The organism is Gilliamella sp. LMG 34359 (assembly GCF_984569085.1).
Genome location: NZ_OZ474906.1, coordinates 1,028,116 through 1,051,493, shown reverse-complemented (window position 1 = coordinate 1,051,493; position 23,378 = coordinate 1,028,116). Strand labels below are relative to the sequence as shown.

Genomic DNA, 23,378 nt, shown 5'->3' with positions numbered 1-23,378 from the left:
AACCACCATTGCTATTGAGGTGACTGATATCGCTTAACCAAGCAATATTTGGTTGGTCGGAATTAAACTGCTTGGCTAACTGAGTTATTCACCACCGGTGACCAATATTTTGCAATATCCCCCCTCAGTTTGCATATTCCTCCTTGATGAGTAAATAGTTCTCTACACTCTTCTTTTTCCTAATGTTAAAAAATACTAACGAGCTTTTGTGGTAATAAAATCTAGCCCTCTTACTTTGTTTAACCGCATAATTTTTAATATATTTAATTAAATCAGATTATTAAAAGATAATATCTTGTAAACTTTTACCCAATCATCTTCAGATTCAACCATTGCTACATCAACCGAAGAACTACTAAAAATAACTCAGTCACATCAATTCCACTTACATTTTCCTCAACTAATACCGGCTGATGGTATAAACTCCTCAATTATTTTTACAACAATAGTAAATAATCACTTAAAAAGGCAGCAATGACATTTAAGCAAAAAGTGTAAGTATTGTAACTTGACACTCCTTTAAAATCGCGGGACGATATGGCTATTGAATTAGCTTAATTTGATATGATGACTATGACTGGTACGCATTATTCTATCTCTCCGCTTGATTTTAGTGATGAGCAAATCACTGTCCCCTACCTAAAACAGCAACTCGATGCGTTTCAACAATGGTCGATCACTCAATTTGGAAACCATGTTGATATTGATGATTTAGTCCATTTGCGTAGTCAATTTATCGATCAACTACTTAAACGATTATGGCATTACTATCAAGTTCCCGAACACGTTTCATCACTCTTGAAAAAAAATCGCATTGCACTTATTGCTGTTGGTGGTTACGGGCGTTGCGAGCTACATCCTTTATCTGATATTGATATTTTGATATTAAGTGATAACTCACTAACCAAAGAGCTTGAAAAACAGATAGGCGATTTGGTTCGTTTGCTTTGGGATCTTCATCTGGATATTGGTCATAGTGTCAGAACATTAAAAACCTGTCTGCAAGAAGCTAAAAATGATATCACTATCATGACTAATTTAATTGAATCACGGTTGATTGCTGGAAGTGAGTCATTACTTAAGGAGCTTCAAACCTATATTTTTAGTGATAAAATTTGGCCTTCACCGGCGTTTTATCAAGCCAAAATTAAAGAGCAACAACAAAGGCACCAACAATATCATAGTACCACCTATAATCTAGAGCCCGATTTAAAAAATAGCCCGGGTGGCTTGCGGGATATGCAGATTATTCAGTGGTTAGCTATCCGCCATTTTGGCGGCGAGTTTTTACAAAAAATTACCCATTTTGACTATTTAACGCCAGAAGAAGTTGAAGAGTTTAAAGCATGTCGTAAATTTTTATGGCGCATGCGTTTTGCTTTACACTGCGTTATTAATCGTTATGACAACCGTCTGCTGTTTGATCGTCAATTAAGTATCGCTAAAATGCTAGGTTATAGCGGTGAAGGTAACGCTCCGGTTGAAAACATGATGCATGATTATTATCGGGTGGCACATAATATTACCGAACTCAATCAGATGCTGTTGCAATTATTCGATGAGTCACTATTAAAACGTTATTCACAATATAAAACCTATGATATTGATGAGCATTTCCAAAGCAAAGATAATCTAATTGATGTTAAACATAATCGTGTTTTCACAGATGATCCGGTGATGATTCTTAAGCTGTTTTATACCCTTTTGCTTAACCCGCAAATTACCGGGCTTTACTCCAATACCATTCGGCAACTTCGTTCTGCAAGACGAAAATTAAGCTATCTATTGTGTGAGCAGCCGGAAGCCAGAAAATTGTTTATAAAAATCATCAAACATCCTGATGCTATTAAAAAGGCGATTTTACCTATGCATCAATATGGGATTTTGGCGGTTTATCTACCTGGTTGGCAACAAATTTCTGGGATGATGCAGTTTGATCTGTTTCACACCTATACTGTCGATGAACACACAATACGCTTATTGTTAGAACTGGATCTTTTACGTACAGAAGAAGGGAAACAAAAACACCCCAATAGTTCAAAGGTATTTGCCGAATTATCCAAACCGGAATTACTCGTAATTACCGGATTATTTCATGATATTGGTAAAGGACGACATGGCGATCATTCGGAAATTGGCGCGAAAATGGTGGAATCTTTCTGTCAATTGCATGAATTAGATGCTAAAGATACTGATTTGATTGTTTGGTTAGTTCGTTACCATTTATTGATGTCGGTAACTGCCCAAAATCGTGATCTCCAAGATCCAGAAGTTATTCGTGAATTTGTACAATTGGTCAAAAGTAAACGACGCTTGCAATATTTGCTCTGTTTAACCGTAGCCGATGTCTGTGCTACTAATGAAACCTTATGGAATAGCTGGAAACAGAGCTTAATGCGCGAACTCTACTTAACCGCTGAACGGTCATTTGATTCTGGTATTCACCAAATACCAGAGCAACGTAGCATTGCGCGACAACATAAACAGCAAGCACTAACTGAATTGCTTGCCAAAAATTATAATGAACAGAGTATTAAATATTTTTGGCAGGATTATCGTGTTGACTACTTTTTACGCTATACCGTCGAGCAGATTGTTTGGCATGCTGAGCTGTTATTAAATAAAGATTTACAGCAAACTTTAGTTGCCATTAATCCTAAACCGCATCATGGTGGCAGCGAGATCATTATCTACTCACCCGATAGACCATTTTTATTTGCCGCTGTGTGTAATGCGTTGAGCATGTTAAATTTGAGTATTCATGATGCATTAATTATTACCAATAAAAATGGCTTGGCGCTTGATACCTTTATTGTACTTGAACCTAATGGCCAAGTGGTGCCAGAAAATCGTCACCAAGATATTATTCAAACCTTAAATAAAGTGCTCAATCAATCGGTTTATAAAGGGGTAACGATTAAACCCACTAAACAGAGATTACGTTCGTTTTCGGTGCCAACGCAAGTTAACTTTATCTCATCGTTTAATGACAACCATACTTATATGGAGTTAATCGCCCTTGATAAGCCAGGATTACTTGCTTGTGTCGGCGAAGTCTTTGCAAAATTAGACTTATCGCTAAGGAGTGCTAAAATAGCCACCATTGGCGAACATATTGAAGATCTGTTTATTCTAACCGATAAACACAACAAAGCCCTTGATGATAACACCTGTCAGAAACTAAGCGAATCGATAGTAATGGCTATAGATTCAATAAATTAATTAACGAAAAAATTAACACTATGCAATTTTTTATTATCTTGTTTCCTATTTTTTGTATTTTTATTGTCGGATTTATTTCGCAAAAAGTTCTGAAGTTTGATGTCGCCAATCTTTCTAAAATGTCACTATATGTGCTTTCACCTTTTTTGGCATTTAAAACCTTTTATACCCACACTTTAACTAGCGATTATTTTATCTATATTGTTTATATCTTTGGACTCTGTGTTTCGTTGGTATTGATTGTTAGCATTTGGTCAATCATTATGCGCTATTCGGTCAAAGAGCGCTGTGCATTGATTTTAAGTTCATGTTTTATGAACAATGGTAATTATGGTACGCCGGTATTACTGGTATTTTTTGGTACACTGGGATTCGATTTAGGCGTTATTATGATGGTGTTACAACAATTTGTTATGAGCACCATTGGCATTTATTATGCGGCAAAAGGCAGTTCGCATAGTGATATTGTCAGTCAAAAAGATGTGATTCGAAAAGTAATTCGAATGCCAGTTGCCTATGGGGCTTTTGCCGGCATTATTTTCCAGCTTGGCCACATTCCATTATCAAAATCGATTATGACCTCGATTGGTATGATCGGTGACTCATCGATTGTGATCATTATGATTATTCTTGGTATGCAATTAGCGAAAATCAAAATTACCCAGCTCGATTACCCAAAACTATCATTTGCTTTAACTACTCGGATGGTAATTTCACCAATGGTTGCATTTGCGATGGTGTACTTTATGCCACTTTCGCCAATGTATAAACAGGTTCTTATTGTTTTAGCCGCCATGCCAAGTGCCGCCAATACGACCTTAATGTCGGTACAATTTGATACTCATCCAGAACTGGTATCTAGTGCCACTTTAGTGAGTACCTTGTTAAGTTTGATCACCTTACCAATTGTACTCTCATTGGTTGGCGCACCTATTCCGATTTAAACAAAGAGCATGATTAAAGCGCATTGAACCACGCCAACGAAATCCTAATGGATAAAAAGCGTTTAGCCTGAGTTGGGATAGCTTTTAATCGTTGCCAAGCCACTCTTGTTCAAATTGTTTAACAAATTTGACTAAAATTTCATGGCGCTGCTCGGCGATTTGTTTAGCGGTTTGAGTATTCATCATATCTTTGAGTAAAAATAGTTTTTCATAAAAGTGATTAATTACCGTGTTTGGTTGCTTGTAATTATCTTCATTGAGCTTGGTGCGAGGCAAAATATTGGGATCATGCATGATATTATGTTTGTTACCACCATAATAAAAAGTACGCCCAATACCAATCGCCCCAATTGCATCAAGACGATCAGCATCTTGAACAATTTGCCCTTCCAATGATAGTGTTGTTTTTTGTGAAAGGTTTTTTCGATAGGACATGTTTTCAATAATATCGAAAATAGCACGCATTTCCTCAGTGGTTAAATTGAGTGATCGCAAATAGTCCTGCAATTCATTAATCGCGTTGTCAACATCTGCAATCACTTTCTCATCAATAACATCATGCAAATAGGCACTCATCAAGACAATAAAGGCATTTGCTTGTGGCTGATGGTTGAGAATTTTGTTGGCTAACTTTACCACTCGCTCAATATGCGCCATATCATGGCCAGAGAAATCATGTGAAAGCTTCTGTTTGACAAATGCTTTAACATTCTCTAGGGTGGCTTGTTGTTGGGGTGTTATTGTCATGTTATTACGCTTATTAAAATTGGGGTGATATTTTATTTAATGTCTGAATATGACTTATTTTAACGCAGCTAGCATTTAACCGCTATCTATCCTTTTAAAGGATAGATTGACATATAAAACAGAAATCTTCGCAAAAAAAACACAAAATCTATTTAAAACGAATAATTAATCGAATTTAATATTGAGACTGATGATTATTTAATCTAATTTACTAAAAAATTCCTTGTATTTAATGTTTTTTTATATTTTCTTTAATTTCTTTCAATTGTTTTCACTAATTTCGAGAGGTAGAATGCCTTAATGAAAATTCATTATCACTGCAACTAACTGGAGTTGATTAAGTGAAAATATCAGCACGTAAAGTTCTGCCTTGGCAGCTTATAGAATGCTTCACTCGATATCGTCAATTTATCGCTCTACTATTTGGACTATCTATTTTTTGTATTGCATTGGTAGTGTGTTGGCATTTGTTAAAAACCATCAATCTTAACGATTTACAATCAGCACTACAGCAACTTCCTTATCATGCAATTTTGCTTTCGGGTTTATCGGCAATAGCCAGTTATAGCATGTTGATTGGCTATGAATGGTCGGCGGCACGTTATGCAGGGGTTAAGCTAAAACCGTCAACAATTATAATGGGGGGAATTTGTGCTTCAGCCATTGGTAATGCTGTCGGGTTATCCGCGTTATCTGGTGGCGCCATTCGTTGTCGGCTCTATTTTAAATATGGACTTAGCACCATTGATGTGGCACGGATGTCGATTTTTGTGACCCTTTCGCTAGGCTTTACCTTACCGTTATTAGCAGCAATCGCAGCTTTAATTGATATTAAAAATAGCGTGATCGCCCTCCATATTTCGGCAATGAGTATTGAAATAATGGCTAGTGTGGTGTTGCTTAGTTATGTCGGTGTTTTGCTTTTTTTACATGCGCACCGATTGTCGGCAACACCCAATAACGATACGCGGTTATACCAAATCTTTCATTGGAAAATCCGTTTACCTAACTGGCGCTTAGCTAGCAGTCAACTTGTAATCACGTTAGTTGATACGATTTTAGCTGGGGCGATCCTCTACTTTTTACTACCAAATCAACCAAACTTTATCACTTTTATCTTGATTTATATTCTAGCGTTAGTGGCTGGGGTGCTTAGTCATGTTCCTGGCGGAGTTGGTATATTTGAGGCGATTATATTAGCCGCTTTTTCATCGCAAATTGGTACCGCATCCTTAACGATTGCTCTCGTCATCTATCGGTTGATCTATATTTTATTACCGCTAATTCCGGCAGGAATTTTGTTATTAATTAATGAAGGTAAACACTTTCTATCGGCCCCACAAGTTAAAGAAACTGATACCGGCATTGCGGCAACAATTATGGCGACAGCAGTATTCTTTGCCGGCGTGGTGATGATGTTTTCAAGTGTTATCCCGGGATTTAATCATCATCTTGTCAGTACCTTTATTCCGAAAAAAATTGTCAATTTTGCCCATTTAACTGCCAGCTTAATCGGTGTGTTATGCCTATTATTGGCAATGGGATTGCGTCGCAGGCTTTATTCTGCTTGGGGGTTATCGGTTATATTATTGATATTGGGTAGTATCTGCTCGTTGTTAAGAGGTTTACACTGGATTGAAGCGGCGACATTATTAACCATCGCAATACTCTTGGGCTATTTTCGAGATGCGTTTTATCGTAAAAGTCGATTAAGCATTTTACCTTTTTCATTAAAATCCTTTGTGGTTAGCTTTGGTTTAATTATCCTATTTATTTGGCTTATCTTATTTATCTATCAAGATATTCCATATAGTCATGATTTATGGTGGCAATTTGAATTAGATAGCCATGTTCCTCGAGCCTTACGTGCTGCGTTAGGAAGTTTGATATTATTAAGTGGTGTGATGTTGTTTTGGTTATTCAAACCGGCACTACCGATCTTAACTATTGCCACTAAAGAGGAGTTAAACCAAGCTCATCAGATCATCCTAAACTCAAAACAACCCGAAGGTGGGCTAGCGATGAGTGGAGATAAATCCTTACTCTTCAATCAATCAAAAACCGCTTTTATTATGTATGCAAGGCGCGGACGAAGTATGGTTGCTCTTTATGATCCAATTGGCGATGATAATGCCCGAGCAGATTTAATCTGGGCCTTTAGAGATCTTTGTGATCAACACCATTTACGTCCTGTTTTCTATCAAGTTAACGCAAACAATCTCCCCTTTTATATGGATATAGGACTTAGAGTGATCAAACTTGGCGAGGAAGCATTGGTTAATTTACAAGAGTTTGATTTAACATCAAAAGGTTATAAAGATCTACGATATACTTGGAATCGCGGGCAACGAGATGGCCTGAGTTTGAAATTTTATCCGCCTGGTACTGCACCGCTAGATCAACTAAAAATAGTCTCGGACACATGGCTGAAAAATAAACAGGCAAAAGAAAAGCAATTCTCATTAGGCGCTTTTTCGCAGTCCTATTTAGATAATTTCACCATTGCCGCGATTGAGTACCAAGGTCGCATTATTGCTTTTGTGAATCTATTAGAAACCGAGCAAAACTATAGTGCCAGCATTGATTTAATGCGAGTTCTCCAAGATATTCCTAAGTCAACTATGGAATTTTTAATGGTAGGATTGATTTTACATTATCAGGAAAAAGGGTATCAGTACTTTAGCTTAGGTATGGTGCCACTTGCCGGCATGCAAAGGCGACGTGGTGCCCCGATGATCCAACGCTTAGGCGCGTTAGTTTTTCGCCGTGGCGGACGTTTTTATAACTTCCAAGGTTTGCGTCGCTTTAAAGAAAAATTTGCCACCCATTGGCAACCACGTTATATGGCAGTTCCGGCAGGACTTGATCCTTTGGTCGCCTTAATTGACACCACGATGTTAATTTCAGGCGGGAAATCAAATTTAACGCAGAATAAGAATGAATAAAATGAAAAAAATCCTACGTTATGTTTTATTCTTCGTGATGTTACTATTAATCACAGCATCTATAGCCGTCGGTTGGTATTTTTATAAAAATCAGCGCAGCGCTTCTGTAGATACGATTACGGTCAGTCAAAATTTTTCTATCTTATCGGCTGCACCAAAACAATCGGCCGAAGCCGCGGCTATTATTGTTGCAACCAAAGATAACCATTTTACCGCTGATCAGTTATTAACCTTATCTGAATCAACGGGCGCTAAATTGGTGCAGTTTGAATTACAACCGCAAGGAAGTTGTACCGAACAGCAAACACGCTTCGAACAGGCACTGAAAATCTTAAATGAAGATAAGTTTGTTGTTGCCGGTATGCAAGAAGGTGCGGCATTTGCTTATCGCTGGTTAAGCAAGCAACAAAATGATGATGCCAAAGCTTTATCGATTGAATTTACTTTAGACCATAAAGATTGTGACGCACCTTTACCTACACAAGCAAGTCATGGAATCTGGCAAGTGATTTGGAATAATCCACCTGATGAACAAGTTGCCATTTTTCCTCGCCAACAAAAAAAGATCAAAGTCACCACCAAAATTGGTGAGTATCAGGCATCACCAACTGAGTTGTTAAGTTTACATTTATCCTCTATTTTATTTGGCGAGCATGAACCATTACCGGTGATTGAATTACCGGCTAAAGGTCAACAGCCCCATCCTAACAGTGTTACCTTTTATTATTCCGGTGACGGGGGATGGCGTGATTTAGACAAAATTTCGGCTGAATATATGGCTAACCATGGTTACTCGGTGGTTGGTGTCGATGCGCTAAAGCTATTTTGGCAACATCGTTCGGTTGAACGGAGTGCTAAAGATTTAACCAATTTAATGCAAGAGTATCGAGATAAATGGGGGATTAATAGATTTGTTTTAGCTGGTTATTCCTTTGGGGGAGATATCTTACCGGCGCTCTACAATCGATTATCCAAAGAAGATCAACAAAGTGTGCAAGCTTTGATTATGATTGCCTTTTCTAAAGAAGCTAATTTTGAAATCGAAGTCAGTGGTTGGTTGGGGCAATCGGGCGATGAAATGAAAACTGCCCCTGAAGTGAATCAAATTCCGGCAAATAAATTATTTTGCATTTATGGTGAAGAAGAGAAAGAGGATACCGGTTGCTTACAACCGGAGATGAAAGGCGAAGCATTTCGATTACCGGGTGGCCACCATTTTGATGAAAATTATCAGCACTTAGGGCAAGTTATTATGCAAGCAATCGATAAGCGCATACAGTAATCGTGGCACTTTAGGTAACATTTTTTAAGTCAAAGCATTAATAAAATATTAATGCTTTTTAAGTTTGATTTTCCCTTCAGACAACAACACGCCGCTAAGCGTAAATAAAGTTCCAATTGCCGCAATCCAAGTAAAAGGTTCATCTAAAATAACAACCGCATTAATAATTGTCAAAATTGGTACCAAATAAATATAGATGCTAATTTTTACCGCACCGACTAATTTCACCGCATAATTCCAAGAGGCAAAACAGATAGCCGATGCACCAACACCTAAGAATAAAATATTGATTAAATTGACGGGTTGATTAAATCTTGACAAATTCCATTCAAAATCAAATAAATATAACGCTGGCAACATAAACATTAGGCCATAAAGAAAGAATCTGCGCGTCAGTAAAATAATATTGTAACCATAATTACTACTTCGTTTGGTTAAAATTGAATAACATGCCCAAAATAGACAAGCAAATACCGCCAGTAAATCGCCAAGTGGATTAACTGATAATACAAATTTTCCATTTAAGGTAATTAACACAATACCAATCATCGAAAATAGACAACCGATATAGAAGCTTTTAGCGGGTTTTTCAGTTTTCAGAAAGAAGATCGCCAAAATTGCGGTAAACACCGGCGCCAATGTGGTAATCACCCCAACATTTGAGGCGGTGGTATAGGTTAACGCAATATTTTCACAAAGAAAATAACATGTCACCCCACAAAATCCGGCACCGAGGAACATTAACTCTTGTTTAATCCCCTGCCAAGCAAAAAAGCGTGGCGCTAATAACCAAAGTGTGGCATAACCTAGGGTAAAGCGAAAAAAGAGAATTTCAATGGGTTTAAAATCTGTCAGTAATACTTTGGTTGCCACATAGGTTATTCCCCAAATAAATACTGTCATCAGCGCTATCAGGTGCCCTTTTGTTCTCGATGAAAATAACATGAAAATTCTCTGCTCACTTATTATTGATACGTCATTGATTACCCTAATATTTATTAGCCAAATTAGACCAACAAAATAAGCAAAAGATAAGCCTTGATAATAATTGAAATGACGCTATTTTATGCGAAAGTTAAAATCGTTAGATATTAACGTACTGTTAATTATTGTTCAATAAGTTTGATATAGCAATTATTTTATCCATGGTATGGTCAGTAGAAAAGTGCGGATATTGCAAGGTGTGTGAGATCTAACTAGAATTGTAGATAAAAAAAATCCACTCAACGAATTGAGTGGAGGGCAAAAAAATGAATTAACGTAATCTGAATATATAGACAAACTAAATCATAAAAAGTTCCAACTAATTTTAAAAAAAATTCATATTTTTCTAAAAAATTTATTATTTGTTTGATTTATAATGATTTAATTTTTAGATCTTTTTTCATTTTTATCATATTCCTCAGATTAAATAACCAAAATACCATTTTTTAGCGAGCAAATTACTTAAATGCAATTATCGTACCCTTGATACAAGCTAATGGGTAAATTGGTTATACTCTGATAGGGTTCACCATTGATCATTGCTAACAATATCGAAACTGCATTTTGGGCAATTTGTAAAATTGGTTGACGGATTGTCGTCAAAAATGGCATATGTTGTAGCGTTAATTCTGCACCATCGAATCCCACTACTTTTAATTGTGAAGGTAAAGATAATTTACAGTCTCTTGCGGCATTAATTGTCGCGATGGCTGAGGAATCATCAGCCAGTACTCCATCAATAGATTGCGACTGTAAACGTTGTTTGATTAGCTGATATTTTTCTTGATAACTGATTGAAAAATCCATATCAAGTGTGATCGGCTTAAGTCCGGCAACTTTAATGCTATCTTTATAAGCTTGATAGCGCTTGTTAGCATCCATATCGACATGTTTATCATTGGTAATCGAACCAATATACAGAATCTTTTTACAACCTTGATTGATCAAATGTTGACTGGCCAGATATCCCCCAGCGTAGTTGTCACACGAAATAACCGGTATCGTTTCATTAATTTTACGATCTATTGATACGATATTGAGATCTGGGATTAGGTAATCAGCTAAATTTTCATTCATGGAGTTAACAATTACCCCTTCAACCTGATGTCGCCTCAGCATGGATAAAAAATTCTTTTCCTCTTCTTGGTTATGATGGCTATTGCAAATTAATATTTTATAACCTTGACGAGATAATATTCTCTCTAAATAGCTGATTAACTCCATTTGAAAAGGATTAGTTAAACTGGGAAAAATTAAACCGATCAAATTACTTTTATTATTTGATAATGAACGTGCTAATTCATTGGGATAGTAGCCCAAGGTTTCCATCGCATCTTGAACACGTTGACGAGTTGTTGCGCTAATATAGCCACGATTATTTAATACTCGAGAAACCGTGGTTGGTGAAACCCCTGCTAACTTAGCCACATCATCTCTACTTAGTTTCATAATCATCCTTTAATCATTATTAATATTATTCGCTGATAATTATAAAGCTTTTTGTTATGAGGTAAATCATTGTAATTGAATTGCTTTACCCCTTTGTCAGCCAATATTTTAGTGACATTGATCACAAATTCACTTTTGAATAAGTGATGTCCCTCACAAATTTAGCATTTTAATTGTGGTCTCGGTTGACATATGAACGCGGTTGACATGAAATGAAATAAATTGTTTCAGTATTAAATGACAACGCAATGTCATTTCCTCACACCTAAAAAAGGAGTAAAAAAATGCAAAAATTACATTATCAACCAAAAGGTTATTGGGTTGGCGATATTATGCCATTTGGCAAGAATGGCGTTTTCTATCTTTATGATCAGCGTGACAATCGCAATCCTTGCCCTTTCGGTGAACCTTTTGGTTGGTCACTGGCGACAACCACTGATTTTGTTAATTACCAAAATTTAGGCGATTCGATTAAGAAAGGTGGTGAACAAGATGTTGATCAGTTTATCTATGCTGGCTGTGTGTTTGAAGCAGAAGGTAAAGGACATGCTTTTTATACTGGTTACAATCGTAATTGGGAAAAAGAGGGAAAAACCTCACAAGTCTTGTTACATGCCTGGAGTGACGATTTTAAAACATGGCATAAATCTTCAGAACTGATAACTCTAACTCCCCAACCAGGTTATGACATTAGCGATTGGCGAGATCCATGGGTAATTTGGAATGACGAAAAACAAGAATATTTATTGATATTAGGTGCGAGATTACAAGGTCAGAAAACGGAACAATCAGGTCGAGTGGTGGCATTCACTTCAAAAGATCTTAAAAATTGGCAATTCCAAGGCGATTTTTGGGTAGCGGGTAAATACACCATGATTGAAATGCCTGACTTATTCAAAATTGGCGATTGGTGGTATTTAGTTTATACCGAATATAGCGATCAAAGTAAAACTCGCTACGTCATGAGCCAATCTTTAGAAGGTCCATGGATTACCCCTAAAGATGATGCCTTTGACGGTCGTGCTTATTATGCCGCGAGAACCGCATTTGACGGTAAACGCCGTATCCTGTTCGGTTGGGTTCCAACCAAAGAAGACAATGATGATTTAAAAAATTTCCAATGGGCGGGTACTTTTGTTCCTCATGAAGTTTATCAAAAAGCGGATCATACCCTTGGGGTAAAAGTAGTTGACAGTTTGTGGAACTGCTTTACTCATCCAAAAAAAATTGATGACTTTACCCTCTCATCACCTTATGCACGCAAAGAACAGTTATTAATTGAAAACACCGATAAAACCTTCCGTTTTTCTACAACGCTAAAATTTAGTAAGGATACTCGTGATTTTTCCATTCGTTTAATGAAAGATAAACATACTGGCGAATCCTATGACTTTATTTTTTCACTGGTTGATAACCGTTTAACTTTTGATAAAACTCCTTGTTACCCTTGGTATCGGGTGATGAATAAAGGTTTAGAGCGTCCTATTCATCTTCAAGCTGATCGCGAATATGACTTACAGATCATTGCCGATGATACGCTATTTACTTTATACATTGATGGCACTGCACTCAATGTCCGTGGTTATGATCAATTAGGTAGTGGCTTAGCAATCGCTGTCAGTGATGGAACAGTAACCTGTAAAAATAATATTTTTTCAAATGAAGGATGTTTTCCAGAAAAATGGTAATCGCACTTATCAGACCATTTAACTAGCAAGTTAGATGATCACCATTATCAAGGCTTTTATCGGTTAGTTGTGATCAAAGCCTTGGTTTAGATAGGCGACTATCATCAGTAATCTAAACATGGAAACTTCTCTGGAGATATCATAATGAATACAACTGTAATTGATAATAATGGTCAACAGGCTGACCAAGACATCTCATTTAAAGAAAAACTTGCCTATGGACTTGGTGACTTTGCAACGGGGTTCTCGGGGGTGACTGTGGGAACTTTTGCTCTTTACTATTATACCGATATTGTAGGCGTTTCAGCGACTTTACTTGGTGCTGTGCTACTATTTTCACGTGTTTTTGATGCTGTAATTAATGTCGTTATGGGTTTTATTGTTGATAGAACAAAAAGTAAACATGGTAAAGCTCGGGCTTGGATCTTATGGTCAACAATTCCGTTTGGTTTATCATTGATAATGGTATTTAGTGCACCAGAAAATTGGAGTGAGTTTGCATTACTAATTTTTGCCGCCATTACACTTAACATCCATTGGATTATTTATACTTCAAGCAATATTCCTTATGGTACGCTAGCTGCATTAATGACACAAAACTCTTATCAACGTAGTCGTTTAAATACTTATCGTATGCTGTGCTATTTTGCAAGTATGCTGATCATTCCCTATATCACACTGCCTATGGTCGATTTTTTTGGTGGAGGTGAACGCGGTTGGCAGTTAACCATGATAATTTATGCAGCAATTTTAATTCTTACTTTTTTCTATACTTTTTTTAATACTAAAGAACGTATTAAACCGATCAATCAATTCAAATATAATGCGCCATCACTTGGTGTGTCATTAAAAACCCTGCTAGCCAATAAGTATTGGGTAACCATGTTTTTCACCATGTTAGTGAGTTTCAGTATATTAGGACTAATCAATGGGGTGGGTGTCTATTATGCAAAATATCTTTTGGCTGACAGTCAACTTATTGGTTTAATCAATATGGCTTTTGCCTTACCGTTAGTGATGGTTTTGATGTGTTCCGCTTATATCTTAAAAATCATGAGTCGTTTAACCTTTATTATTGTCGGTATGGCAACCATTATTTTAGGTAGCGTTATTATGGCAGTTGCTCCGCATGATACTTATGTCGCTATAATTGGCACTATTTTACGCGGAGCCGGTTTCGCACCGATTATGGGAAATGCGTATTCCATGTTAGCCAACACCATTGATTACGGTGAATGGAAATTTGGCATTAGAAACGATGGTTTAGTCTACAGTGGCGGAAGTTTTAGTGCCATATTAGGCAGTGGTATTGCTTCCGGTGGCATTGGCTGGGTTTTAGGTATGGCCGGCTATATTGCCACTGATGTTGCCAATCAACCTGAAAGTGTACTAACTACTTTACAAGTTTTATTTATCTATTCCCCATTAGTATTGAGTGCTATCACCATTCTATTATTACGTTTTTATACTTTAGAAAAAATTTACCCTGACATCATCAAAGATCTCGCGCAAAGAACGCACAATGTCTATTAACTAATAAAGCTGAGGGATTGATAACTTTATTATTACTCCCTCTCTTTGATTAATCTACGGTAATAACAGCGCAAGTTCGAATAAATCTTCAATTACCACTGTTTACTGCAATATATGCGACAATATTAGCCCTTAACAATCTGCATAAAAAATAAAACATCTCATTGATACTCTTATAGTTGCGTTAAAATATGCAAAACCGACAAGAAACAAATCAAGTTGTAAAATAAGTTAACTTGTTTTACAGCTTGAATTCACCTATAATGCCTCAATATTATTTATACCACATTTGGGGCTGATTCTGGATTCGACGGGATTTGCGAAACCCAAGGTGCATGCCGAGGTGCGGTAGGCCTCGTAAATAAACCGCAAAAAAATAGTCGCAAACGACGAAAACTACGCACTAGCAGCTTAATAACCTGCATAGAGCCTTCTCTCCCTAGCCTCCGCTCGTAGGACGGGGATCAAGAGGAGTCAAACCTAAACGAGATCGTGTGGAAGCCTTGCTTGGGGCGGAAGCATTAAATTTAATCAAGCTAGTTTATCAGTGGCGTGTTTGTCCGCAGCGGGTAAGCGAAATTTAAAGACAAACTACGCATGTAGTACCAAGGATGTAGAGATTTCGGACGCGGGTTCAACTCCCGCCAGCTCCACCACCATACTGTTCATTAAAATTCACCAACCATCATTAACTCACTATAATCCAAATGTTTTATAGTGTTTTTATGTCAATAAGTATTATGTTAATTCAGTGACAATCAATAGTTTTAGTTATATAATTAGTTATACGCTAAAAACACAACATCAACGTATAACTATAAATATATAACTATGGCACGTATAACTACACCACTCACAGATACTAAAATCAGAACAGCCAAGCCGTTAGAAAAAGATTACACTTTATCTGATGGGAATGGTTTGTATTTACTCGTTAAGTCAATTGGTACAAAGATTTGGCGTTTTAATTATTACCATCCCACATCTAAAGTAAGAACTCTTGTGAGTTTTGGATCATACCCTGAGATTAGTTTAGCTGATGCTAGGCTAAAAAGAGATGAAGCAAGACAACTTCTTGCCAAAGGAATAGATCCTCAACAATATAAAAAAGATCAACTAAAACTACTTAGAGATGAACAGAACAATACTTTTGAAAAGGTTGCTACTGATTGGTTTAAATTAAAATCTTCATCTAATTTAAAAGCTGATACATTAAAAGATATTTGGCGTTCTTTAGAATTACATGTACTACCTTATATAGGTAGTATTGCTATCACTGAAATTAAAGCAAGAGACTTTATAAATGCTCTTGAACCAATTAAACAACAAGGAAAGCTAGAATCTATTCGACGAATATGCCAACGAATTAATGAGGTTATGTATTATGCGGTTAATGTTGGTTTGATAGATGCTAATCCAGCATCCAAAATCACAGCGGCATTTGCTAATCCTGTTGTAAAAAATATGCCAGCACTACGACCTGAACAATTGCCTGAATTGTTAAGTGCATTGAGTACCGCAAATATAGAAAAGCAGACTTGGTGCTTATTATTTTGGCAACTTTATACAATGACGAGACCAACAGAAGCAACAGGAACAAAATGGTGTGAAATTGATCTCAACAATAATTGTTGGATTATACCAGCTGAAAGAATGAAAATGGGACGAGAACATATAATTCCTTTATCCTCTCAAGCAATTGATATTTTGCAAATCATGAAACCCATTAGTGGGCATCGCGAATATGTTTTCCCTAGTATGAAATCACCTCATAATAAACCAATGAACAGTCAGACTGTTAATGCTGTAATTAAACGGATAGGTTTTGCTGGTCGATTAGTTGCTCATGGATTTCGTTCTATTGCATCTACAGCACTTAATGAGAATGGTTTTCCTCCTGATGTAATAGAAGCGGCCCTTGCTCATGTTGATAAAAATGAGGTTCGCCGAGCTTATAATCGAGCCGTTTACCTTGAACAAAGAATTGAAATGATGCAATGGTGGGGAAATTTTGTCGAGCAGTCAAAATCAAGTTATAAACCATTAAGTATGGTAGTTTAGCGATGTTGTTCAATTTTGTTCTATTATGATTACTAGTTTAGCTATTAGGGCTAAAAGAAAACACGGTTACTCCTACAAAATTCACTAAAAAATAAGAAATACATAATGTTTCTCTATAAAAAGGGCTATATTGCCCTTTTCTTTGCTAAAATGAATAACGAACACCAATTGTTAAATCAGTTGTGCTAAGTTTTAATGATGAATTTGAGCTATTATCATTAGTTGATACACTTACTTTTCCTCCGTAAGTATATCGAGCCTGTAAATCTGTAGACCAATTGTCCGTTATTTTATAAGAAGCCCCAATACCTGCAGAGTAGGCAAAGCGAGTTTTGCTTTTGGAATCAGTATCGGCATCCTCGTTGTCTCCGCCTTTTACCAGTCCTGTTCGTTCATATTTCAAAAATGCAGTACCAACACCTAGTGATGCATAAGGTGTGAAATCAGTTCCTGTATCAATATCATAATAGGTATTTAACATTAATGTATTCATACGTGTTTTTATGCGTAAATAGTAATTAGCAGTTTGCGCATCTCCATCGTCATCGATATATGACACATTTCGCGAATTGGTATTTTTATTTAAATTACCACGTTTAGTAAACATCAATTCAGTGCGAATAGGGATACTAAATTGAGGTTTAAAGTTATATCCAATTCCTACACCACCACTAAGGACTGTCTTATTTTGAGATCCAAATCTTAAATGACTAGGATTTATATCGTCCTCATTAAAGTGATGCTCTATGCTTTTTGCTTTTAGCCAACTTGCACCTATTTGACCATTAATATAAAGGCCTGATGTTTCTGCATAAGAAAAACTACTTATACTTGTTAAAAAAGCTATTGTAATTAACGATTTCTTCATTTTTATTCCTTATTTTGCCGAAATTGACTTTTAAAAGTATAAATTAAAAACGCAAAAGTATCAATAATTGATTCATTTATTTAATTTTACATCAATAAAGGATATTTAATAAAAAGACTAACATCTCGACAATAAATACCAATTTAAATTTTAGTTATGAGCAAAGACAATTAATGGCAAAAGTACCTGTATCTGATATAGATAAAAAAGTAGGAAAGCGCATACAACACTGTAGAAAAGAAAATAATTTAACTATAGCGGAGTTATCTGAACGAGTTGAGTTATCAACTCAACAATTATCTCGCTACGAAAGAGGGATTAATAAAATTAATCTGGATCATTTAACTAAAATTGCACATAAATTAAATACACCAATAAGTTGGTTTCTTATTGATGAAGAACAAAGTTATATCTTTAATAGTTCCAATAAAGTAAGTGAAAACAAAACGGGATATTATTCTACACAAAATGACCTAAAAGCCCGTTTATTACAACGTTGGGATATGTTATCAGTTGAACAAAAACGGGCAATTATCATTTTGATTGATACAATGTAATAAAAAATAAGTTTTTATTTTAAGATTTTAAAACCCTTTGGAGCTTTGTTAGACGTTTTTAAATGATAGGGTGATATATATAAATCAGTAATTGTTTCACCTTTATAGGTCATGATTTCATATATATCAATAACATTACTAATATTATCAGCACCTGTACTTCCTATCCTTTTCCAACTTATTTTTGCACCATTATTTAAACGTAGATGAGATAAGTAATCTTCAATTCCCTGTATGCTATTTACAGGAATAGGATTAGTAATACTTAAACCAAATTCACCAAAACCTTGTGCTATTTCATTGGTTTCACAAGCTTGTGGATTATTATTAATTAGCTTATTAAAAAGATCAGAAAGATGATTAGATAGTTTATTACAGTTAGACTTTTTATGTTTAAATTGCAATTTCATATACACTCCTTTTTGGGCTTGAATTGGTTATATCATAATTATGTAAACACAAAATATTGTTTTAGTTTTGCTAAGTTAAATTTACAAGAATATTAAATAATGGACTGGTTAAATAAATTACAACTTAAAAAAACAATCAAACAATTTAATTAAACACCTGATTTAATTAAATAAAATTTACTTTTTGTTACTTTTTTGTTATAATTAACATTATAAAAACATAACAAAATGAATAGTAAATTAACAATAGATGAAACTATCCAAACAAGGAGACTTAGATAATTTTTGTGGTATTTACAGTTTAGTGAATATGGTTTCCTACCTTTATAAAGGTAAAATAAAACGTAAATTATTGTATCTTAAGTTGGTTAATGAGTTTCATCATCAACATAATCTTATTGATTTAGTTGATACGGGAATGAGTAATGTTGAAATGGATAGTTTAATTGAGTCTGTTTTAGCAAAAGGCTATTATCGGCAACATTATCCAATACAAATAAGTATGCCTTATCGTTCTAAATTTCACATAAAAAAAACTCAATTATTTAAGGAAATAAATCAATTTCTTAACAAAAAAGATGGTCAATCAACCTCAGTTATCATCGGTACTCAATATCATTGGAGTGTTGTTAGCCATATTGATAAGCATTTCATCCATTTTCTGGATAGTTCAAGCTTTAATAAAGCACGTCTAAGTTCATTTTCAATTAATAATACACAAAATCGCTATCAGCTAGGTTTAGATGATATCTATTTTTTTGAGCGTGTAAGATGACGATAGTAACTATTAATGAACATGACCTAGATATTATTAATCAAGCTAAAGCTATTATTGCTAAATATATACACACGGGCAAAAAACTATGTTGTCCTAATGATGTAAAAGATTATTTTATTTTAAACTTTGGTTTATATGAATACGAAATGTTTGGTGTTTTATATTTAAATCAGCAAAATCAAGTTATTACATTTGAAGAACTATTTAGAGGGACAATAAATGAAACGAGTGTATATCCTAGAGAAATAGCAAAGCAAACACTTATGTATAATGCTATATCAGTTATTTTAGTTCATAACCACCCTAGTGGTGAATGCAAACCAAGCCAACAAGACATTCGACTAACAAAAAAAATAGAACAAGTTTTATCCCTAATAGATGTTACAGTTTTAGATCATTTTATTGTTGGCAAGCATGAAATCCTTTCTATAAAAGAATTAAATTTATTTTAAGGCCTTTTATATGATATTTGTTTAATGTAAATTGGCATTTATTTTATATAAATTGGCATTTAATATTGCAATTTACTTATTATTGATGTAGATTGATTTATAGATATCTAATATATCGTTATAACATTTATATTATTAGGAGATTCATATTATGAATATTAATGAGAATATTGTTGAAAGATGTTCGAAATATATTTTGGGTTCATGGAAATCTTTTAATCAGGAGAATAATAAAACTATTAGCAGATTTCGAATGTCAAAAGATACTGTGAAATTGGCAGCTGACGTAACTCGGTTCCCAAGGCATTTTATTGAAGATTTATTTATCAAAATGGCTAATCTTGGATGGTGTAGCTTTCTTGATCCTGACGATAATTTTGTATTTATTTCAACAGATTCTTTAAAAAATTTTGCCAGATTAGGGGCAGCTAGAGTGCGTAAACAAAAAGAAGAGGATGATTTAGATGATTAACGAAAAATCAAATACGTTCAGATTTATTACTATTTCTGAGTTACAGAAAATGACAAAACTTTGTCGGAATACTTTAATGCTTTTAGCAAATAAAGGGGAGTTTCATGTATACAAATTAGGAAAGAGGCGTATTGCATTTAACTTAATGGAAATCGAGAATTGGCTAGACCGTTGCAAAGTGAAGCCAATTTCGACTAAAAAAAACTAACATCAGTAGCTTTATTTATATATTTAATTGTTCCCGCAATTAAATATATAACTACTCAAATTAATACATAAATAGGAATAAAGTCTATTTATGTACCTGTGTATGGTACTAAAACTATGCAAAAAATTCAATACTCAAATTTCGAGTCTTTATTTTCGGCTGAAGAAAATAAAGCTGAAGTTATTACTTTTCTTCGCAAAGAAAACTTGCCTTGTCCAAACAAAAGATATCAATTAATGGAGATTCTAAGGTCCTGTTATCCAACAGAGCCTTGTTGTAGTCCTTCGTGTCATGTATGTAAACGTGAACTACGGTTAAAATTAATACCTTATATACAAGAATATTACAAAGGTAAAAATTCATTAATAGTTTCTATCATTGATTATAATTACTTAACTGATGATGATTTAAAATATTTTAATATTGAAAAGTATAAAAATAATTTTTACCATCGAATACGAAACATAGGTATAAATTCTCCTATTATTGGTTGTTTTGAGCTTGATTATCATCAAGATATTAATGCTTGGTTACCTCATTTTCATCTAATTACGTCTGATAACACTAAAACAATTGAATGCTTACGTTCTATTGCTCGTAATATAAACAGACATTCAATAAGAAAAAGTGTTAGAAAACGCCCTATCTTAATTCAAAGATTAAATGATCCATTTAAGCAGATTAGTTATTTGTTTAAGTTTATGCCTCAAATGGTCTGTTCTTACAGGTACCAAGGTAAAAGATACACTAGAAAAATATCATTGAAAGATAGACAAAAGGTTATTGGATTAATCAAATTTGATTATTTTGGCTTTAATAACTTGATATTTAAATATGGTATTCGTTTACCTAATTTTACTAAAAATTTAAATAGAAAAAGCTAGTTGAATCCTAGTTATTACATTATTTAGTGTAGTTATCGTATTCAAAGTACTAGTTATAGCATTATTGGCTTACAACACTACTTAATTCTGAACACTACATTATGTTATGTATTTTTTAAATTTATTTGGGTGATTGGGTGATTCAATCACCCAATCACCCCAAAAGAGGCGTCAAATGAAAAAAAACTTTATTAGATGTTTAGGACGAACAGTTATTTCTGAAATAATTAGTAAAGTATATATTTATATCGAACACTCGACAGATGATCCACAAAAACCTTGTAAACGGTTAATTGAGGCTGAAATAGTTTGTGACCCACGGAAATTGAAAAATGATTGTATTGCACATGGTTACATTTTTTATGATACTTCAGAAAATACCTCTCTTTATTGGAAAAATATAAGTTTAGAGTTAAGTTCTTTAACAAAGAATAAAATATTATTGAGCTATCGTCCCGGTTTTGTTGGTAATAATTATCTTGATATCAGTGGAAAAGTGATTGGTCAAACAGAAGGAATGTATGGTCCTTTGTTACACCCAAGTATTTCTTTCTCATCCATTAACAATGATCAAAAAGGTTCGTTGAAAGAATGGCAACAGCATGTTGCACAATATGCTCATAATAGCCCTTTACTAATGCTTTCTATATGTTTGCCATTTACTGGAATAATTTGTTCGTTAACTTCTATTGAAAATGGAGGATTCCATATTTATGGTCGTAGTTCTTTAGGTAAAAGCATTATGACATATGTTGCAGCATCTGTTATTGGTCACTATTCAAATAATGAAAAGTGGAATGTTACTGAAACTGGAATGGAGGAGTTATCCGAAAGAAATAATGATTCTTTATTGATTTTAGATGACGCTCAAACTATTGCTGATACAGCAAAACAAAGAGCAAGCCGACTCCAAAAGACTATTTATGTTTTTGCCAATGGCAAAGGAAAAGTTAAAGCAAAACGTTATCAAGAAAGAACGGCTGAATGGCGAGCGTTTATATTAAGTAATGGAGAGAAGAGTTTACATCAATACGCTGTTGAGGGTGGTTCTGAAAAACTTAATGGCGAAAAAGTTCGTGTTATTGATATACCTGCAGAAATTGATAAAAAATACGGTATTCTAGAAAGCTTACCTGATGGATTCCCATCTACATCTGAGTTTGTACAACATTTAGCATTAAATTGTAAAAGTTACTATGGTAATGCTAAATATCATTTCTTGGAGTGCTTAATAGAAGGGCTTAATAAAAATAAAACCCATGTTGTTAATTTTATTGATAAACGAATTAATTATTTCAAGAAGAATATCAAAGTTGATTTAAATAATGGTATTGAAGTGAGAATTGCCGATAAATTTGCTCTTGTATATGCAGCAGGTTGTCTTGCTGCTAAATATAAGGTATTACCATTTCAACGGAAGGATATATTGAATGGTATAACTAAATGCTATCGCTATTCACAATGTATCCCTGAACATGAACAACGTTATCTTGACGTTTTAAATAATCTTAAACAACAGGATTATGTTGATTTGCTTGATAATAGTGGCAAGTATACTGAAAAAGATATTAAATCGTTTGATATAGTTCGATGTAAAGTTAATAATCAATCTATTTTAGCTGTTACCCAGAAATACTTACAACAAATATGTGGTGAACAAGATGTTAAAGCTTTTCTGAGATATTTGGCGCACAAGGGCATGTTATTAACACAAGAAGAACCATGCGGAAAACTAAAGTATACAAGACAGATTCGCTATAAACTCAAAGGCTATAAGACTAGTAAAGCGATTGAGAGGAGATACTGCATTAAATACGATTTATAATGCTTTAATGCCTATCCTTGCTAACATTTTTGTTAGCAAGGAGTTGCTCTATCATAACTGTACAATTAT

General features: G+C 34.6%; 19 protein-coding genes and 1 other RNA gene. 15 read left to right on the top strand and 5 right to left on the bottom strand.

The annotated features are described in order from the left end of the window. The first annotated feature begins 564 nt into the window (after nt 1–564). Together glnD and AC5LXV_RS04925 are read left to right on the top strand one after the other, a co-directional pair. On the top strand, nt 565–3,222 hold the full coding sequence (gene glnD / locus AC5LXV_RS04930; protein WP_493467525.1) for a bifunctional uridylyltransferase/uridylyl-removing protein GlnD: 2,658 nt from the start codon (nt 565–567) through the stop codon (nt 3,220–3,222). 20 nt (nt 3,223–3,242) lie between these two features. Then, nucleotides 3,243–4,166, top strand: coding sequence for an AEC family transporter (locus AC5LXV_RS04925; protein WP_110434452.1), 924 nt, complete (start codon nt 3,243–3,245; stop codon nt 4,164–4,166). An 84-nt stretch (nt 4,167–4,250) separates the two neighbouring features. On the opposite strand, the gene AC5LXV_RS04920 is transcribed toward AC5LXV_RS04925, so the two are convergent. Further along, on the bottom strand, nt 4,251–4,913 hold the full coding sequence (locus AC5LXV_RS04920) for an HD domain-containing protein (protein WP_493467524.1): 663 nt from the start codon (nt 4,911–4,913) through the stop codon (nt 4,251–4,253). 341 nt (nt 4,914–5,254) lie between these two features. Between AC5LXV_RS04920 and mprF the strand changes: the two genes are divergently transcribed. Then, the gene (gene mprF / locus AC5LXV_RS04915) at nt 5,255–7,858 is read left to right on the top strand and encodes a bifunctional lysylphosphatidylglycerol flippase/synthetase MprF (RefSeq protein ID WP_493467523.1); all 2,604 of its coding nucleotides are present in this window, start codon (nt 5,255–5,257) and stop codon (nt 7,856–7,858) included. Between the two features lies 1 nt (nt 7,859). Then, complete coding sequence (locus AC5LXV_RS04910) at nt 7,860–9,140, top strand: virulence factor family protein (protein WP_493467522.1); 1,281 nt, start codon at nt 7,860–7,862, stop codon at nt 9,138–9,140. A 48-nt stretch (nt 9,141–9,188) separates the two neighbouring features. Here AC5LXV_RS04910 and AC5LXV_RS04905 read toward each other — a convergent pair whose 3' ends face one another. Both AC5LXV_RS04905 and AC5LXV_RS04900 read right to left on the bottom strand, forming a co-directional pair. Next, nucleotides 9,189–10,085 carry a DMT family transporter gene (locus tag AC5LXV_RS04905; RefSeq protein WP_110424206.1) on the bottom strand — a complete coding sequence of 299 codons (897 nt, stop codon included), beginning with the start codon at nt 10,083–10,085 and terminating at the stop codon, nt 9,189–9,191. Nucleotides 10,086–10,586: 501 nt separating this feature from the next. Beyond that, nucleotides 10,587–11,573, bottom strand: coding sequence for a LacI family DNA-binding transcriptional regulator (locus AC5LXV_RS04900; RefSeq protein WP_110434456.1), 987 nt, complete (start codon nt 11,571–11,573; stop codon nt 10,587–10,589). 284 nt (nt 11,574–11,857) lie between these two features. Between AC5LXV_RS04900 and AC5LXV_RS04895 the strand changes: the two genes are divergently transcribed. The 4 genes from AC5LXV_RS04895 to AC5LXV_RS04880 all read left to right on the top strand — a co-directional run bounded on the left by AC5LXV_RS04895 (nt 11,858) and on the right by AC5LXV_RS04880 (nt 16,855). Then, nucleotides 11,858–13,261: a glycosyl hydrolase family 32 gene (locus AC5LXV_RS04895; RefSeq protein ID WP_493467521.1), complete on the top strand. Its 1,404-nt coding sequence runs from the start codon at nt 11,858–11,860 to the stop codon at nt 13,259–13,261. 144 nt (nt 13,262–13,405) lie between these two features. Further along, nucleotides 13,406–14,794, top strand: coding sequence for an MFS transporter (locus tag AC5LXV_RS04890; protein WP_110434458.1), 1,389 nt, complete (start codon nt 13,406–13,408; stop codon nt 14,792–14,794). Between the two features lie 291 nt (nt 14,795–15,085). Continuing rightward, nucleotides 15,086–15,450, top strand: a transfer-messenger RNA (tmRNA) gene (ssrA, locus tag AC5LXV_RS04885). A gap of 175 nt (nt 15,451–15,625) precedes the next feature. After that, nucleotides 15,626–16,855, top strand: coding sequence for an integrase domain-containing protein (locus AC5LXV_RS04880; RefSeq protein ID WP_086320808.1), 1,230 nt, complete (start codon nt 15,626–15,628; stop codon nt 16,853–16,855). 145 nt (nt 16,856–17,000) lie between these two features. On the opposite strand, the gene AC5LXV_RS04875 is transcribed toward AC5LXV_RS04880, so the two are convergent. Beyond that, a complete protein-coding gene (locus AC5LXV_RS04875) occupies nt 17,001–17,723 on the bottom strand; it encodes an outer membrane protein (protein ID WP_086320809.1) in 723 nt (240 codons plus the stop codon). Nucleotides 17,724–17,896: 173 nt separating this feature from the next. On the opposite strand from AC5LXV_RS04875, the gene AC5LXV_RS04870 reads away from it, so the two are divergent. Further along, entirely contained in the window at nt 17,897–18,280 is a 384-nt protein-coding gene (locus AC5LXV_RS04870) for a helix-turn-helix domain-containing protein (RefSeq protein ID WP_034915655.1), read from the top strand. Between the two features lie 14 nt (nt 18,281–18,294). On the opposite strand, the gene AC5LXV_RS04865 is transcribed toward AC5LXV_RS04870, so the two are convergent. After that, nucleotides 18,295–18,690, bottom strand: coding sequence for a hypothetical protein (locus tag AC5LXV_RS04865; RefSeq protein ID WP_086320810.1), 396 nt, complete (start codon nt 18,688–18,690; stop codon nt 18,295–18,297). Nucleotides 18,691–18,940: 250 nt separating this feature from the next. Here AC5LXV_RS04865 and AC5LXV_RS04860 point away from each other — a divergent pair, with 250 nt between their 5' ends. The 6 genes from AC5LXV_RS04860 to AC5LXV_RS04835 all read left to right on the top strand — a co-directional run bounded on the left by AC5LXV_RS04860 (nt 18,941) and on the right by AC5LXV_RS04835 (nt 23,309). Next, nucleotides 18,941–19,465, top strand: coding sequence for a hypothetical protein (locus tag AC5LXV_RS04860; protein ID WP_086320811.1), 525 nt, complete (start codon nt 18,941–18,943; stop codon nt 19,463–19,465). Next, nucleotides 19,462–19,920, top strand: coding sequence for a JAB domain-containing protein (locus tag AC5LXV_RS04855; protein ID WP_493467520.1), 459 nt, complete (start codon nt 19,462–19,464; stop codon nt 19,918–19,920). The genes AC5LXV_RS04860 and AC5LXV_RS04855 overlap by 4 nt, the downstream gene beginning before the upstream one ends. A 151-nt stretch (nt 19,921–20,071) precedes the next feature. After that, nucleotides 20,072–20,392 carry a hypothetical protein gene (locus AC5LXV_RS04850; protein WP_493445899.1) on the top strand — a complete coding sequence of 107 codons (321 nt, stop codon included), beginning with the start codon at nt 20,072–20,074 and terminating at the stop codon, nt 20,390–20,392. After that, the gene (locus AC5LXV_RS04845; RefSeq protein ID WP_493445898.1) at nt 20,385–20,600 is read left to right on the top strand and encodes a helix-turn-helix transcriptional regulator; all 216 of its coding nucleotides are present in this window, start codon (nt 20,385–20,387) and stop codon (nt 20,598–20,600) included. The genes AC5LXV_RS04850 and AC5LXV_RS04845 overlap by 8 nt, the downstream gene beginning before the upstream one ends. 116 nt (nt 20,601–20,716) lie before the next feature. Continuing rightward, on the top strand, nt 20,717–21,484 hold the full coding sequence (locus AC5LXV_RS04840; RefSeq protein ID WP_493467519.1) for a hypothetical protein: 768 nt from the start codon (nt 20,717–20,719) through the stop codon (nt 21,482–21,484). 175 nt (nt 21,485–21,659) lie between these two features. Further along, nucleotides 21,660–23,309 (top strand): DUF927 domain-containing protein, encoded by a 1,650-nt coding sequence (locus AC5LXV_RS04835; RefSeq protein ID WP_493467518.1) that lies wholly within the window; start codon nt 21,660–21,662, stop codon nt 23,307–23,309. Nucleotides 23,310–23,378 lie beyond the last annotated feature (69 nt).

Bases quoted from the DNA above. Each gene is read 5' to 3' on its own strand.
- AC5LXV_RS04910 (WP_493467522.1), top strand. From the start codon at position 7,860: ATGAAAAAAATCCTACGTTATGTTTTATTCTTCGTGATGTTACTATTA.
- AC5LXV_RS04895 (WP_493467521.1), top strand. From the start codon at position 11,858: ATGCAAAAATTACATTATCAACCAAAAGGTTATTGGGTTGGCGATATT.
- AC5LXV_RS04850 (WP_493445899.1), top strand. From the start codon at position 20,072: ATGAATATTAATGAGAATATTGTTGAAAGATGTTCGAAATATATTTTG.
- AC5LXV_RS04890 (WP_110434458.1), top strand. From the start codon at position 13,406: ATGAATACAACTGTAATTGATAATAATGGTCAACAGGCTGACCAAGAC.
- AC5LXV_RS04880 (WP_086320808.1), top strand. From the start codon at position 15,626: ATGGCACGTATAACTACACCACTCACAGATACTAAAATCAGAACAGCC.
- AC5LXV_RS04865 (WP_086320810.1), bottom strand. From the start codon at position 18,690: ATGAAATTGCAATTTAAACATAAAAAGTCTAACTGTAATAAACTATCT.
- AC5LXV_RS04835 (WP_493467518.1), top strand. From the start codon at position 21,660: ATGAAAAAAAACTTTATTAGATGTTTAGGACGAACAGTTATTTCTGAA.
- AC5LXV_RS04920 (WP_493467524.1), bottom strand. From the start codon at position 4,913: ATGACAATAACACCCCAACAACAAGCCACCCTAGAGAATGTTAAAGCA.
- AC5LXV_RS04840 (WP_493467519.1), top strand. From the start codon at position 20,717: ATGCAAAAAATTCAATACTCAAATTTCGAGTCTTTATTTTCGGCTGAA.
- AC5LXV_RS04855 (WP_493467520.1), top strand. From the start codon at position 19,462: ATGACGATAGTAACTATTAATGAACATGACCTAGATATTATTAATCAA.
- AC5LXV_RS04925 (WP_110434452.1), top strand. From the start codon at position 3,243: ATGCAATTTTTTATTATCTTGTTTCCTATTTTTTGTATTTTTATTGTC.
- AC5LXV_RS04860 (WP_086320811.1), top strand. From the start codon at position 18,941: ATGAAACTATCCAAACAAGGAGACTTAGATAATTTTTGTGGTATTTAC.
- AC5LXV_RS04900 (WP_110434456.1), bottom strand. From the start codon at position 11,573: ATGAAACTAAGTAGAGATGATGTGGCTAAGTTAGCAGGGGTTTCACCA.
- AC5LXV_RS04845 (WP_493445898.1), top strand. From the start codon at position 20,385: ATGATTAACGAAAAATCAAATACGTTCAGATTTATTACTATTTCTGAG.
- AC5LXV_RS04905 (WP_110424206.1), bottom strand. From the start codon at position 10,085: ATGTTATTTTCATCGAGAACAAAAGGGCACCTGATAGCGCTGATGACA.
- AC5LXV_RS04875 (WP_086320809.1), bottom strand. From the start codon at position 17,723: ATGAAGAAATCGTTAATTACAATAGCTTTTTTAACAAGTATAAGTAGT.
- AC5LXV_RS04870 (WP_034915655.1), top strand. From the start codon at position 17,897: ATGGCAAAAGTACCTGTATCTGATATAGATAAAAAAGTAGGAAAGCGC.
- glnD (WP_493467525.1), top strand. From the start codon at position 565: ATGATGACTATGACTGGTACGCATTATTCTATCTCTCCGCTTGATTTT.